The following is a 14,319-nucleotide window of genomic DNA, read 5'->3' on the forward strand; positions in this document are numbered from 1 at the left end:
TGATCGTCGAGGGACTGCTGATCCTGCTGCTGATGTTCACCGCCAGGACACCGCGACTGCGCTGATCGGCGCCTGGGACGGCTCGTCGGGCGATCGCGTCAGCCGGTGGCGGAGACCATACCGGTCTCCGCCACCGAGGCGTCTATCAGTGCCGCCAGCAGGCCGGGAAAGCGCTCGTCCATGTCGTCAGTGCGGAGCGAGTTCATCTTCGTCGTCCCCACGTAGTACTGCCGGATGACTCCGGCCTCCCGCAACACGTTGAAATGGTGCGTGAGCGTCGACCTCGACACGTGGGTGTCGAACGTGCCGCAGCTCTTGTCCTCGTCCGCCTGGGCCAGCTGCGCCACCACCGCGCGCCGAACGGGGTCGACGAGAGCCTCGAGGACCTGCTGGAGAGAGACCTCTGCCAAGGAGGGGTGCTCCACTGTTCGCGGGGTGGTGCGAGGGCGGGCCACGACTTCTCCTTCTGGCCTGAGCGATGACGACAGAGCATCATACGACGGATGTCGAACTATCGGCCGCCTCGGCGTCCGCCCCACCGATCCGCGGAGCGTGGCCGCCCTCGCCGCCTGGTCATTCGGGAATCGTGACGACGATCTTGCCGACCTGCGCGCTGGCCTCAAGATAGCGGTGCGCCGCTGCGATCTCGTCGAGCGTGAACGTCCGGTCGATCACCGGTCGGAGCAGCTCCCGGGAGAGACCGTCGAGGACGAAGTCGATCGCGGCACGGCGCCGGGCGTCGTCCTTGGTGATCTCGAAGAGTTCGTAGCCGCGGAGCGTCAGGTGCTTGCCCAGCACGTCCATGACCGGCAGGGCCATGTCCCGTGGGTCCAAGGCCCCATAGTTGACGATGATGCCGCCCGGCGCGGCGGCCGCGGCCAGCTGCGCGACCCCGGGCCCGCCCACCGGGTCGAAGGCGACCCGGGCTCCCCGGCCGTTCGTGAGGTCCAGAACCCGGGCGACGACGTCCTCCTCCTGAGCGGCGATGACCGCCGCCGCACCCACTTCGAGGAGCTGCTCGCGCTTGGCGCTCGTACGGGTGAGGGCCACCGGTGTGGCACCGACCATGCGGGCGACCTGGATGGAGGCCAGTCCCACGCTGCTGGAGGCGGCGGGCAGCAGCACCGTGTCACCGGCTCCGAGGCCGGCGATGTCGATCAGTCCGCCGTACGCGGTGATGTACTGCATCCAGACCGCCGCCGCCTCTTCCCAGGAGAGCGAGTCCGGGTGCCTCACCACCGCGTGGGCGGGAGCCAGGACCAGCTCACCGTGCACGCCGTAGTCGGTCATCGCGAACGCGGGCACGACACTCACGGCGTCACCGGCGGACACGTGATCCACGTCCGGCCCCACCGCGTCCACGATGCCCGAGGCCTCGTAACCGATGGCGGACGGGAAAACGGGGTCGACCACGTACTGGCCGGTCCGGAACATCACTTCGGCACGGTTGAGGCCGAGCGCACGGGCACGGATCCGCACCTCGCCCTTGACCGGGGCCGGTACGTCGACCTCGTCGAGACGCAGTACGCCGGCATCGCCAGTCGCGTGGAATCGGACGTTCCTACTCACGGGAGAACTCCAAAGAGACAGGTCACGGGTGGGGGACTCGGACGGCGGCAGCCATCACCACCGTCGGCGAAGAGCCCAGTAGGACAGAAGATTCGACTGCTGTCAAATTTCTACCACTGTCAAAGTTCGACAAGTGTCGAATCTGATGTTTGGGTGGAGATGGTCATGGTGTGGGCGGGCGCGGCCACCGATGCCGTCATCGACGAGTTCGCCCCGCTCCTGGAGCCGGGCGACATGATCATCGACGGCGGCAACGCCCACTTCGCCGACACCCGCCGGCGCGAGACCGCGCTGCGCGAGAATCGAGTGCGCCGACATGCAGCTCATCGCCGAGGCGTACGATCTGCTGCGCCGGGTCGCCGGCTACACCCCGGCCGAGATCGCGGATGTCTTCCGCCGCTGGAACGAGGGCCGACTCGGCTCCTATCTGGTCGAGATCACGGCGGAGGCGCTCGGGCGCACCGACGGCGCCACCGGACTGCCGTTCGTGGACGTGGTCGCGGACGCCGCCGGCCAGAAGGGCACCGGCCGCTGGACCGTGCAGGCCGCTCTGGACCTGGCTTCGCCGGTCACCGTCATCGGCCAGGCCACCTTCGCCCGCGCGGCATCCGGCAAGAGCGACCTACGAGCCGCCTACGCGGGTCTTCCCGGCGGCGCCCGGCCGCAGCTCAGCCACACCGAGGTCGAACGCTTCGCCTCCCAGGTCGAGCACGCCCTCTACGCGTCGAAGGTCATCGCCTACGACCAGGGCTGGACGATGATCCAGCACGCGGTCGCCGAGTGCGGCTGGAAGATCGACCTCGCCGCGGTGGCCCGGATCTGGCGCGGTGGCTGCATGACCCGGGCCTCTTTCCTGGACCGCATCCGCAGCGCGTACGCCGCGGACCCGGAACTGGGCAGCCTGCTCTCTGAGCCGGGCTTCGCCGCGGAGATCGTTGATGCCCAGGTCCCCTGGCGGGAGGTCGTCGCCTCCGCTGTCAGGCGCGGCATCCCCGTCCCCGCCTTCTCGGCCGCGCTGGCGCACGTCGACACCCTGCGGGCCGAACGTCTGCCCGCAGCCCTCCTGCAGGGGCAGCGGGACTACTTCGGCGCCCACACCTATCAGCGTGTCGACGGGCCCGGCGTCTTCCACACCCTCTGGGCGGCCGCGGGCCGCCCGGAGATGAGGCCTGACGGCGGAGGTCATTAGTTTCATGAATATCAAAATTTGACAGTCATCGAAGCATCGCGCAGGATCTAAGCACGTGCCGACGGTTCGGTACGGACACCACCACTTTGAGGACGGTCATTCACATGGCAAGGCAGGTTCAGTTCGACCGGACCGGCGGCCCCGAGGTTCTGTCGCTGCGAGAGGTCGAAGCAGGCACCCCGGGCGCGGGCGAAGCGCTCATCCGGGTGGACGCGATCGGTCTCAACCGCGCGGAGGTCATGTACCGCGAGGGCGGTTACTTCTACGACCCGGTCTTCCCCTCGACGCTCGGTTACGAGGCCGCGGGCGTCCTGGAAGCCGTGGGTGAGGGCGTGGGAGGCCTCACCGTGGGCGAGTCTGTCGGTGTTGTGCCGGCCTTCCTGCAGAGCGAGTACGGCACGTACGGCGATCACGTGCTGGTCCCGGCCTCGGCCGTGGTCCCGCTCCCGGCCGGTACCGACCCGGTCAAGGCGGCCGGTGTGTGGATGGCGTACCTCACCGCCTACGGAGCCCTGGCCGAGTCCGGTCAGGTGCGTCCGGGTGACCATGTCCTGATCACCGCCGCCTCCAGCAGCGTAGGCCTGGCCGCCATCCAGGTCGCCCACCACATCGGCGCGGTCCCGATCGCCACGACCCGCGGCGCGGGCAAGAAGCAGGCCCTTGTCGACGCCGGTGCCACGCATGTCGTCGTCACCGACGAGGAGGACCTCCCCGTCCGCGTCAAGGAGATCACCGGCGGCGAAGGCGTCCGCCTGGCCTTCGACCCGATCGCGGGACCCGGTGTCGAGACGATCGCCCAGGGTATCGCCCCCGGCGGCAGCCTGGTGGTGTACGGCGCTCTCGACCCGCGCCCGACCCCGCTGCCCAACGCCCACTCGTTCCCGGCGCTGAGCACCAGCACGTACACGCTCTTCGAGATCACCACCGACCCCGAGCGTCTGCGCCGTGGCATCGCCTTCGTTCGGGCGGGCCTCTCCTCGGGCTCCTTCGACCCGGTCATCGACCGGACCTTCGACCTCACGGAGATTGTCGAGGCCCACCACTACATGGAGTCCAACGTCCAGGTCGGGAAGATCGTCGTCACCGTGACGCACGGCAACGAGGCAGAGTGATGAAGTTCGGATTCATCATGTTTCCCACCCAGGCGGCCATACCGCCCGGCGATTTCGGGGTCCTTCTGGAAGACCGCGGCTTCGAGTCGCTGTTCATGCCCGACCACACCCACATCCCGGCCGTCACTCCCGAACGCTACGACGTCCTGAACCTGGCGCCGGAGTTCAAGAACGGCATGGACGCCTTCGTCGCCCTCGGTGCGATCGCCCAGGCCGCCACCACGCTCCAGATCGGCACCGCCGTGCTGCTCGTAACCGAGCGGGACCCGATCGTCACGGCCAAGGAGGTCGCCTCCGTCGACGTGCTGTCCGGTGGCCGGATGAACTTCGGCATCGGCCCCGGGTGGATCAACCAGGAGATGCGCAACCACGGCACCAACCCCGACCATCGCTGGCGGGTGATGCGTGAGCGCGTCGAGGCCATGCAGCAGATCTGGACGCACGATATCGCCTCCTACCACGGCGACTTCGTGAACTTCGACCGCATCACTTCCTGGCCCAAGCCCGTCCAGAAGCCGCATCCGCCCATCCTCGTCGCGGGCAACGGCCCTAACGTCGCCAAGCGTGTGATCGCCTACGGCGACGAATGGATCCCCATGCTCCGTCCCGGAGTCCTCGGTGAAATCGCCGAGTTCAAGAAGACCGCCCGCAAGCCCGGCAGCAACGAGCCGATCCCGGTCACCCTCTTCGGCGGCGAACTCGCCGACGTCGACGCCTACGCGGAGGCGGGCGTCGACCGCGTCCTCTTCTGGGTCAGGCCCCAGGACACCAAGACCATGACCAGTACGGTCGACCAGATCGCTCTCACCCTCGGCAGCCGGCTCGCCTGATCGCGGTGTTCGTCTCCGTGTTCCGGCGGGCGGTGCGGGACTTCTCGGGTGCTTCCGGAAGCGCCTCCGTGAGGGGTTGGCCGCCGGCTGCGGCCCCCAGAGGTGTTACGTCAATGACGGTCAAAATTTGACGACCATCTAAACACGTGTTGCAGTCGTGCTCACGCTGATTGCGCCTTGGTCAGCCGCACGACCTCACAGGCCCCGGCGTCCTGAGGAGATCCATGCGTCTTACAAAGTTCGGCCATGCGACGGTCCGTCTCGAGAAGCCGGGCCAGACACGGGTCATCGACCCCGGCACGCGCAGCGCGCCGTCGATCCTCGACGGCGCGGACGCGGTGCTGGTGACACACGAGGCACGCCTCCGGTCGTGAGGAAACCGGATCGCTCGACGAGTTGTACCAGGCCGCCCTGGCCGAGGGCCGTAAGCACTTCATCTACGCTGGCGGCGACCCCCCCACCCAGCAGGACGGCACCAAGAACGCCCTCCTCAAGCGCTTCCCGGGCATCGATCTGAAGCTGATCGTCGACTACAGCAAGTTCCACGACGTCCGCATCGACAACCAGCTCGCCACCGGCACGCTCGTGCCCGACGTGGTCCAGCTGCAGACGGTGCAGGACTTCCTCCGGTGGAAGTCCCAGGGGCCGCTCCTGGAGTACGGACCCGCAGGGGGCCTGGGTGGCCATCGCCGTGATCGCGTTCAGCCTCATGTACGGCCCGAACGGCGTTCCCGCGGACGCCGCGCCGCAGTCTCCGCCCGATCTGCTCGACCCGCGCTGGAAGGGTCAGATCGCCTCCTCCTGCCCGAACGACGACAACGCCGTCCTGTACCTCTACTCGCTGTACCTGAAGAAGTACGGCTGGGAGTGGGCCGCGCGCCAGGCCGCCCAGGACGTCCGGTTCGCGCGCGGCAGCCACTCACCCGCGAACGCCGTGCGCGCCGGCCAGTTCCCGATCGGCGTCGGCGGCTCCGGTGCGCCCCTGTCCACCAGCCCGGTGAAGTGGGTGCTGCCGGACAAGGACATCCCGTTCGTCGGCTGGGGCCAGCGCACCGCCGTCCTCCGGCAGGCTGCGAAGTCGGCCGCCGCGAAGCTCTAGCTGAATTGGCAGCTGTCGGCGGCCACCAAGCAGGCCGCCGACAACGGCTGGTCCGTCCGTACCGACATCATGCCCCCGGCAGGCCTGAAGCCGATCCGGGAGTACCCGAACGCCAACGTCGACGGCTTCCCGCGGTTTATGGCCGACCGCGCCGAGATCGATCGTCTGGAGTAGACCTTCGCCCTGTACTTCGGCGAGGTGAAGGGGGATCCGACACCTGGTGTGCTCGGCCTGCACCCGGGTGCCTGACTCACACGTTCTTCCAGGCCCTGATGTCCCGGAGCGGAGACACCTCTCCGGGACTCCGCCTCATGCGGGCAGGACGGGCAGGCGCAGCCGTGACGGATGGCGCCCCCCGGTGTGGACGGTGTGCCGTACACCCGGCTGGACCGGATCGGCCGTGAGGTTCGGCAGCAGCGCGGGAAGCAGGCTGCGTCCGGACAGCCGGAGCCGGAGCTGCTCACCCGCGTGCCACCGCATCGCCACCGGCCACAGCGGAATGTCGACCTCGACGATGTCACCAGGGGTGATCTTCCGCTCCTGGCGCAGGTCGAGTTCGGGACGCTCCACGGGCGAGTCGGGGGCGAGGCCGCGTCGGGACACGCGCAGCACTCCGTCCGGCCCCCCGTAGAAGGCGGCGGCGACCTGCCGGACCCCTCGTCGGTGCAGGAGCGGCATCCACGACCGGCCCGCGGGCAGTCCCAGATCGACCGTCTGGTGCCACAGCTGGTGTCCTTGGGCATCCAGCTTCTCCACATACGCGTACAGGTCCAGGTCGTCGTGTCCCTCGGCCGAGACCCACAGGGTCAGCAGCGGTACGCCGGCGATCTCGGTGTCCGTGTCGAAGCGGCGAACGAAGTCGACCTGCGGGCGGTCGTCGGCCAGCACGTAGCTCGCGGCCGACTCCGCTGCCGCCGGAGCAGCGCTCAGACCGTGGTCCCGTGCGTCCAGGAAGAAGTCCACCGGAGTCATCCGGGCGGGTGGGAAATGCGCCTCGGCCCGGTCGACGACGTCCTTGTGCCCGGGATCGAGCACGGCCATCCTGACCGGAGGAGTGGCCTCCCAGCCGTTGTCGACGTCCTTGAGGTACCGGTCGAAGAACCGCCGGAGATCCTCGACGTTCCGGGGTTCGTAGTAGTCCGGCCACTCATGGGTGTTGTGGACACGCAGCCACTTCGGTCCGCTCAGCCGGTCCCAGGCACGGAACGTGCCGGCGGTGTGGACCTGGTTGGTGTACGAGGCCACGACGTACGCGGGGACCTCGATCCGGGAGACGTCGGGGATCTTGTCCTCCCAGTAGTCGTCGACCAGGGGACGGTCCTCTAGCGTGGCCACCGGGTCCTCGACCTCGCCCCGGCCGAACATCATGTCCCGGATGAAGGCGGGAAAGGCGGCGCGGGGAACGCCACCCCGGGCGAGGGTGTCCCGGTAGAGGTCGTTCATCCCTTCCCACGGAGCGATGGCGGCCAGGTGCGCCGGACGCTCGGCCGCGGCACGCCACTGCGACATGGCGAGCCAGGAGTTGCCCGACGCTCCGACTCTGCCCGAGCACCACGGCAGCGCGGCGATCGCCTCGATGGCGTCGTGTTCGTCGCGGGCCTCCTGTGAGGAGAGGTATTCGATGTCGCCCTGGGAGTCGAAGGCGCCGCGGGCGTCGACCTGGACCACGGCGTATCCGTGGAGGCACCAGTAGGCGGGGTCGTTGCCCTCCCAGGACTGCAGCCCGGACACACGGGAGCGCGGGATGCCGAACCGGTTAGGGAACATCTTCGCGTTCCCGAGGTGCCAGAATCCTGTGTCGCCCTTGCCGTAAGGGGCCCAGTTCACGATCGCGGGGACGGACGCCTCGCCCGCCGGACGGAAGACGTCCGCATACAGGATCGTGCCGTCGCGCAGGGGCAGTGCGACGTCCTTCTCGCATACGACGTCCACTGGCAGGGCCAGCGCCCCCCGCTGGTACCGGTAACCCGCGGGCAGGACCGTGGTCCGGCCGGGAGCGAATTCCCCGTAGCGGGCTTCCGGCCGGTCGAGCGAGGTGGCGGGCCTCGTCCTTGCTTTCCAGGAAGGCGTCATGGTCACCGTTCTTCCGAGTCGCCGCACACATCGTGCGGGCCGCCTTCCAGGTTCGTCCGGTACCCGCCCCGCGGCCACGCGGTGTGCCGTCCTACGGCACGCCCGCCGGAACGTCTCCCGGGGCGCCGAGGCGCTGGTCGGCACGCGCCGAGGGCGTCAGTCCGCCCGTTCGGCGCCCGACCACTCCTCGATCAGCCGGACCGTGCGTCCGGGGTGCTCCTCGTGGAGGTAGTGGCCGGAGTCCGGCCAGTGCTCGACGCGGGAGCCCGGTACCCGCAGGCTGCCGCGCTCCCATTCCGCGGCCTCGGCCGAAGTCCAGACGGTGAGCGCGGGCCGGGTGCGCCGGTCCAGGTGGGCCTCGCTGGCCGGGCGGATGCCGACCGCTCCGGGGCCGGTGTACATCCCGGCGTACGCCTGGGCGATGACGTGGTCCGGGGTGCCGAGCATGGTGCGCACATGGGCCGTGCGCAGTCCGGCCGGGGCGCGCGCCGAGAAGGCGCCCGCGATGAAGCCGGCCGCCGCAGCGGAGCCGTGCGCCCGGTACTGGGCCAGTCGTGCGGGGATCCCCGCGACCTCGTCCCCGTGGGCGCCGTGCGCCGGATCGAGGGCGACGACCGTGCGGACCGCTCCCGCATGCCGTACGGCGAGCAGGTTGACGACCTGCCCGCCCATGGAGTGCTCCACCGCGACCATCCGACCGGTGCCGAGGCGGGCCAGGAACGCGGCGAGGTCGTCGGCCATCTCCACCGGGGGTGTTGCCCTCGTCGAGGGCCTCCGAGCGGCCGCGTCCGCGCAGATCGGGGACGATCACCCGGAACCGCTCGGCCAGCGCCTCCACATGCGCCGACCACTCCCGGCCGTCGCCGCCCCAGCCGTTCACCAGCAGCAGCGCGGGCCCGTCGGCCGGACCGGAATGCGTACAGAACAGACGTACCCGTGTCGTCACTCGCCTGCCTCCAGGTAGGTGGCGTAGCCGAAGTCCGCGGGCCGCCCGAGCCGTCGAGGTCCTGTACCCACAGCCCCAGCATGGCTCCGGTGAAGCCGAGGACCCGCAGCTGCCCGTCGGGGAACTCGTCCGCGTATTCGTCGGAGAGGATCGTGGCGTCCAGTTCGAGGGGCAGCTCCTGGAGCCCGGCACCGGTGTCGTGGGCGAACCGCAGGGCGGGGCCGTCCGGTCCGGCGCGCAGGACCACCGGACGGCCCGGTTCCAGGGGGATCGTGGGCTCGTGTGCGGTGAGGTGTCCGGCCGCGCAGGTCAGGGCCCGCAGCACGGGGGTGCCGTCGTCCTCGGCGGTGACATACAGGTAGTGCCAGTTGCGGGTGTTGTAGTAGGCGGTGAGCCCGGCCAGGTGGTCGGGGGTACGGGGCGCGAAGGCCAGCTCGGTTTCGAAGGTGCAGCGAGTGGCGGTCACCCGGCGGGCGAGCAGACTGGGGGTGCGGCGGCCGGCCGGGGACTGGCCGCCCCGACGCGCAGTCGTCCCGGCGCCGGTTCGATTCAGTCGGTGTTCGCCGGGCGGCGCAGGGTGGACCAGTCGCAACCGAGGACGCCGAAGCGGTCCGTTCCGGGGAGGTGGGGAACGGATGAGGCCGCGAGCGCCGGGGCCGGAACGGCCACGGCCGGGCCCCTCCCGCGACACGCGGCCAGCTGTCCGCCGTCCAGCTCACCGGCGGCAGAGCGGTCTCCCGGCCGATCACACAGCGGCCCCGCTCCCCGTACGGGCGGGCGACGATGTGGGCCGCGTACCACTCGCCCGCCTCGGTCTTCACGAGCGAGCAGTGTCCTGCCTTCTGCAGTTCTAGCATCGGGTCGTGCCGGGAGGTGAGCAGTGGACCGGCCGGGTCTGGCTCGTAAGGGCCGAACAGGTTGCAGGATCGGGCCACCGCCGAGCCGTGTTCGTAGCCGGTGCCGCCCTCGGCGTGGACCAGGTAGTACCAGCCGTCCCGGCGGTGGAGATGAGGGCCCTCGGCGACCCCGGCGGCAGTGCCGACAGAGATCGTCCGTGGTTCGCCGAGCAGGGACTGCGTTGCGCGGTCGTACTCCTGAAGTTCGATACCGGCGAAGGACTCGTTCTCGGGCCGCCAGTCGAAACGCATGTTCAGTAGCCGGCTGCTGGACCGGCGCGGCCACGGCTCGCTGTCCTCCGGCGCCGACCGGGGTCATGACCGGGACCCGGCCCGGAGTACTGGCAGGACCACACCCCGGTCCGCGACGCGGACGAGGTCACCGGCCACGCCGTACGCCAGCTCTGCCTGTTCGCCGGAGCCGCCGATCTGGCCGCCGAGACCGGCGACTGTCGGCTGCGCACCGCCCTGGAACGGCTGTGGCGGGACACGGCGGCCACCAAGACCTACCTCACCGACGGAGTGGGTTCCCGGCACGACTGGGAGTCCTTTGGCGACTCCTACGAACTGCCCGCCGACCGTGCCTACGCCGAGACCTGTGCCGCCATCGCCTCGGTCCACTTCTCCTGGCGCATGGCCCTGCTCACCGGCGAGGCCCACTACTCCGACCTCATCGAGCGCACCCTCTTCAACGGCTTCCTGGCCGGCTCCGGCCTCGACGGACGGACCTGGCTGTATGCCAATCCGCTGCACCATCGGGCCCGTTCGCACGACCGCCCCGGCGACCAGACCGCCCATCGCACCCCGTGGTTCCGCTGCGCTTGCTGCCCGCCGAACGTGATGCGGCTGCTCTCGAGCCTCCCGTACTACGTCGCCACGTCGGACGACGACGGCGGCGGAACTCACCCACCGTCCGTGGGGAACCGACTCCGCCGGGCAGAGGGAGTGTGTCGACCTCACGGCGGTGCCGCACTACGCCTGGGCCAACCGGGAACCGGGCGCCATGCGGGTCTGGCTGCCGCTCGCCGATCGCGCCGACCGTCGGCGACCCGGCACTGATAGGCCGCGGGCCCGAGGCCTGCCGGGGCCGAGGGCCCTCGGGCGGCTGCCGTCCGGGGTGCACGGCTCCGCGCCCGTGTATCGAACTGCACGGCGTTTCAGACCGCTTGACAGCCGGTCTCCGTGATCCGACTATTGGTCAAGCCACTTGGCCACATTCGGATCGGTGTCGATGATGTCGCCGGAGGTCCCTGTCCGTGAGCGAGACGCATCCCGGTGCTCGACACCGGTCCGAAGCGCCTCGGAGGCACCGGGGTTTCCCGGCACGCACCCCTGGGTGTGCGCCCGGCCGGCGGCGAGCCGATCGTTTCGCACGCGATCGCCCCGGCCGGGCCCCGGAGAGCCGGGAGCGCCGTTGCTCCTGGGCGGAGAGGAGCGGTTCGATGAGGAAGATCATTAAGGGCGGGACGGTGCTGTCCGTCGATGCCGGGATCGGCGATCTGCTGCGAGGCGATGTGCTGATCGAGGGCGACCGGATCGCCGCGGTCGCCCCGCGGCTCGACGTGCAGGACGCCGAGGTGATCGACGCGCGCGGGATGATCGTCATGCCCGGGCTCGTCGACACCCATCGCCACCTGTGGCAGGGGTCGCTGCGGCAGATCGCCGCGGACTGGACGCTCGGCGAGTACCTCGGGCTCATGCTCGGTGGCTTCGGGCCGGTGTTCACCCCCGAGGACGTCAGGGCGGGAAACCTCTTCGGAGCCCTTGAGGCGATCGAGTCCGGCATCACGACCGTCTTCGACTGGTCGCACATCATGAACACCCCGGAGCACGCCGACGCGGCTGTCGAGGCCCTCCGGTCGGCGAGGCTGCGGGCCGTCTTCGGGCACGGCACGCCCTCCACCGACCTCACCGCGTGGTATGTGGCGAGCGAACTCCGCCACCCCGGCGACGTCCGGAGGCTGGCGTCGCGGTACTTCTCCTCCGACGACCAGTTGCTGACCCTGGCGATGTCGGTGCGCGGTCCGGAACTGTCAACGATCGACACCACGGCGGACGACCTCGCCCTCGCCCGTGAACTCGGGGTACGGGCGTCCATGCACATCGGAGCGGGAACGCTGGGCAGACAGAAGGGCGTGACGCAGCTGTACGAGCGGGGCCTCCTCGGCGACGACCTGATCTTCGTGCACTGCAACACCTGCTCGGACGAGGAGCTCAGGCTCATCGCCGCGACCGGGGGGCACGCTTCCGTCTCCGCCCGTGTGGAGATGGCGATGGGCCACGGCTATCACGCCACGGGCCGCCTGTTGGACGCCGGGATCAGGCCGTCGCTCTCCGTGGACGTGGTAAGCGGTGTGGGCGGCAGCCTCTTCGCGGAGATGCGGGGAATGCTGGAAGCCGAGCGCGCCCGCCGCAATCAGCCCTACGTCGATCGGTGGGAGGATGTGCCGCCGCTGTCGCCGACCACGCGCGACGCCATCGAGTTCGCCACCATCGAGGGTGCCCGGACCCTCGGACTCGACGACCGGATCGGGTCGTTGACGCCGGGCAAGCAGGCAGACATCATCCTGCTCGACACATCGGCTCCGGCGCTCGGGATGATGAACTCGCTCACCGCCGCGGTGACGGTCAGCGATGTGGGGAACGTCGACACGGTTCTGGTCGGCGGGGAGGTCCGCAAACGCGCCGGGCGACTTCTCGATGTCGATGTGGCGGCGGCGCGGACCGCCGCGGAGGCATCACGCGACCGGCTTTTCGTCGCCGCGGGAATGCCGGCCGGCGCCACACCCGTGTCGACGAGCGCGTGATCGAGGGAGCGCGCTCGTCGGACAGTCCGCGCGCCTCGTGGGGTCGGCCTGGTCACGCCTGGCTTCGCCCGTGAATGCCCATGGGCACGCATCTCGTGTCATCGAACGAGGACATGAGCCGCGTGCCGCCCCCGGCCGGGCTCGCGGACACGCTTCGCCGCACCGTAGCTGAGCCCACCCGAAGCCGATAGCGAACGATTACTAAATCCTCGGACTTATTCTCGCCTCGATGGGATCGGCGAAGGGGATGAATAGTGACGTCGTCGTGTGAAGGCTGACGGAGACGGATCCGGCGCAAGGCGCAGGTCAAAAGTGAGGCGTGGTCGGCGGGGTGGCGCGGCGGAAGGTGATCGTCCCAGTGCGATTCGCGACGTGGCGGCGCGGGCCGGTGTCTCCGTGGCAACCGTTTCCCGAACGCTGGCCGGTGACTATCCCGTCTCGCTGCCATCCGTGAACGGGTGATGGCCGCGGTGGAGTCGCTGTACTACGTGGTGAACGTGCACGCCAAGGCCCTCTCCGGCCTTGTCGCCGGGCCCGTGGCACTGGTTCTACGGGGCATCACCGGGCCTTCGCCGGCCCAGGGCCACCGCCGGGTCCTCTTCTTGGGCGGCGACCCGCGGCTGAGTACCGGAAATGCGCAGACGAGAGAGCTACCTGCAGGCTCTGCGGGCGCACAACGTGCCCTAGGCCGAGGAGTTGCACGTCCCCGGAGCGTACACCCGTGTCTCGGGCTATCGGCGAACCCGGGACGCTCTCCAGGCGGGGATGGACTTCTCGGCCGTCGTCGCGGGCACCGACATGGTCGCACTGGGCGTGTTGGCCGCCCTGTGCGACGCCGGGCTCGACGTCCCCGGCGACGTCTGGGTGGTGGGCTTCGACGATGTTCCTTTCGCCGCCGACCTCAACCCGTCACTGACCACGGTCCGGGTTCCGTACGAGGACCTGGGCCGAACCGCGGTGCGGCTGCCACCGGGCCGGAACGAAGGGATCGGCGGTGACGACCACGTCGTCCTCAGCACCCAGTTCGTCATCCGCCATTCGGTGTCCAAGCTGACCTGAGTCGCCTGCCCGGGGCTGTCGAGCGTACGTGGCCCGCGGCACGCCGACGCTCAGGGACAGGGAGTCACTGTGAGGACGATCTTGCCGAACTGTGCCCCCGATTCCAGGTACCGGTGGGCCTCGACCACCTCGGTCAGATCGAAGGTGCGGTCGATGACCGGCGTGAACGCGCCCGACACCAGCCCAGTGGTGATGAAGTGCCGCGCCCGGTCCAGCCGTACGGGATCGTCGGTGAACTCGAAGAGGGTGTAGGGGCGGACGAACACCGGCAGCATCTGGCTCAGCCCCGGCATCGGGGTGGGCCGTCCGGACAGACCGCCGTGCACGAGGATGACCCCGTCCGGCCTGGTGGCCCGGGCCAGGTCTTCGACGGCCGGGCCGGCGACCGCGTCGAAGACGCCGTCCGCGCCCCGTCCGCCGGTAGCTTTCCGGATGCTGTCGACCAGGTCGTCACGATCCGTTACGACGACGTGCGCGGCGCCGGCGTCGAGCAGAATCCGCTCCTTGGCCGCGCTGTTCGTGGTGGCGATGGGCCCGGCACCCAGGCGCAGGGCGGTCTGGATCGCGGCCAGGCCCACACTGCTGGTCGCGGCCGTGATGACCACATGGTCGCCGGGGCGCGGCCGCAGCAGTTCGACGAACGCTCCGTAGGCGGTCAGGAAGGCCATCCATGTGGCCGCTCCGGTGACGGCGTTCACCTGTTCGGGGCGGTGGACCAGCGTGAACGGCGGGCACGACC

Annotated in this window: 9 protein-coding genes and 8 pseudogenes; 9 read left to right on the forward strand and 8 right to left on the reverse strand. The window is 69.8% G+C overall.

Going from position 1 to position 14,319, the window contains the following annotated elements:
- Positions 1-98 precede the first annotated feature (98 nt).
- Both AB0O07_RS06575 and AB0O07_RS06580 read right to left on the reverse strand, forming a co-directional pair.
- Entirely contained in the window at positions 99-410 is a 312-nt protein-coding gene (locus AB0O07_RS06575; protein WP_365627735.1) for a helix-turn-helix domain-containing protein, read from the reverse strand.
- 163 nt (positions 411-573) lie between these two features.
- Entirely contained in the window at positions 574-1,569 is a 996-nt protein-coding gene (locus tag AB0O07_RS06580; protein WP_365627738.1) for a zinc-dependent alcohol dehydrogenase family protein, read from the reverse strand.
- Positions 1,570-1,728: 159 nt separating this feature from the next.
- Here AB0O07_RS06580 and AB0O07_RS06585 point away from each other — a divergent pair.
- The 5 genes and pseudogenes from AB0O07_RS06585 to AB0O07_RS06605 all read left to right on the forward strand — a co-directional run.
- A pseudogene (locus AB0O07_RS06585) lies at positions 1,729-2,758 on the forward strand (NAD(P)-binding domain-containing protein); the annotation flags it as partial.
- Between the two features lie 104 nt (positions 2,759-2,862).
- Entirely contained in the window at positions 2,863-3,870 is a 1,008-nt protein-coding gene (locus AB0O07_RS06590; protein ID WP_365627741.1) for a zinc-dependent alcohol dehydrogenase family protein, read from the forward strand.
- Entirely contained in the window at positions 3,870-4,700 is an 831-nt protein-coding gene (locus AB0O07_RS06595) for an LLM class F420-dependent oxidoreductase (protein ID WP_365627744.1), read from the forward strand. The genes AB0O07_RS06590 and AB0O07_RS06595 overlap by 1 nt, the downstream gene beginning before the upstream one ends.
- 224 nt (positions 4,701-4,924) lie before the next feature.
- Positions 4,925-5,056, forward strand: a pseudogene (locus tag AB0O07_RS06600) (MBL fold metallo-hydrolase); the annotation flags it as partial.
- A 7-nt stretch (positions 5,057-5,063) separates the two neighbouring features.
- Positions 5,064-6,048 (forward strand): annotated as a pseudogene (locus tag AB0O07_RS06605) (ABC transporter substrate-binding protein); the annotation flags it as partial.
- 60 nt (positions 6,049-6,108) lie between these two features.
- Here AB0O07_RS06605 and AB0O07_RS06610 read toward each other — a convergent pair.
- From AB0O07_RS06610 to AB0O07_RS06630, 5 genes and pseudogenes are all read right to left on the reverse strand, one after another.
- The gene (locus tag AB0O07_RS06610; RefSeq protein WP_365627747.1) at positions 6,109-7,872 is read right to left on the reverse strand and encodes a CocE/NonD family hydrolase; all 1,764 of its coding nucleotides are present in this window, start codon (positions 7,870-7,872) and stop codon (positions 6,109-6,111) included.
- 156 nt (positions 7,873-8,028) lie between these two features.
- Positions 8,029-8,613 (reverse strand): alpha/beta hydrolase, encoded by a 585-nt coding sequence (locus AB0O07_RS06615; protein ID WP_365627751.1) that lies wholly within the window; start codon positions 8,611-8,613, stop codon positions 8,029-8,031.
- Between the two features lie 88 nt (positions 8,614-8,701).
- A pseudogene (locus AB0O07_RS06620) lies at positions 8,702-9,010 on the reverse strand (hypothetical protein); the annotation flags it as partial.
- Positions 8,919-9,509: pseudogene (locus AB0O07_RS06625) on the reverse strand (hypothetical protein); the annotation flags it as partial. The pseudogenes AB0O07_RS06625 and AB0O07_RS06620, both read right to left, overlap by 92 nt.
- Before the next feature lie 61 nt (positions 9,510-9,570).
- A pseudogene (locus AB0O07_RS06630) lies at positions 9,571-9,966 on the reverse strand (family 43 glycosylhydrolase); the annotation flags it as partial.
- Between the two features lie 16 nt (positions 9,967-9,982).
- Between AB0O07_RS06630 and AB0O07_RS06635 the strand changes: the two are divergent.
- The 4 genes and pseudogenes from AB0O07_RS06635 to AB0O07_RS06650 all read left to right on the forward strand — a co-directional run.
- A pseudogene (locus AB0O07_RS06635) lies at positions 9,983-10,602 on the forward strand (beta-L-arabinofuranosidase domain-containing protein); the annotation flags it as partial.
- A 76-nt stretch (positions 10,603-10,678) separates the two neighbouring features.
- On the forward strand, positions 10,679-10,900 hold the full coding sequence (locus tag AB0O07_RS06640; RefSeq protein WP_365627754.1) for a hypothetical protein: 222 nt from the start codon (positions 10,679-10,681) through the stop codon (positions 10,898-10,900).
- Positions 10,901-11,156: 256 nt separating this feature from the next.
- Complete coding sequence (locus AB0O07_RS06645) at positions 11,157-12,521, forward strand: amidohydrolase family protein (RefSeq protein WP_365627757.1); 1,365 nt, start codon at positions 11,157-11,159, stop codon at positions 12,519-12,521.
- Between the two features lie 396 nt (positions 12,522-12,917).
- Positions 12,918-13,580 (forward strand): annotated as a pseudogene (locus tag AB0O07_RS06650) (LacI family DNA-binding transcriptional regulator).
- Between the two features lie 50 nt (positions 13,581-13,630).
- Here the strand turns inward: AB0O07_RS06650 and AB0O07_RS06655 are convergent.
- Positions 13,631-14,248, reverse strand: coding sequence for a zinc-binding dehydrogenase (locus AB0O07_RS06655; protein ID WP_365627760.1), 618 nt, complete (start codon positions 14,246-14,248; stop codon positions 13,631-13,633).
- Between the last annotated feature and the right edge of the window lie 71 nt (positions 14,249-14,319).

The organism is Streptomyces sp. NPDC093085 (assembly GCF_040683935.1).
Taxonomy (GTDB): domain Bacteria; phylum Actinomycetota; class Actinomycetes; order Streptomycetales; family Streptomycetaceae; genus Streptomyces.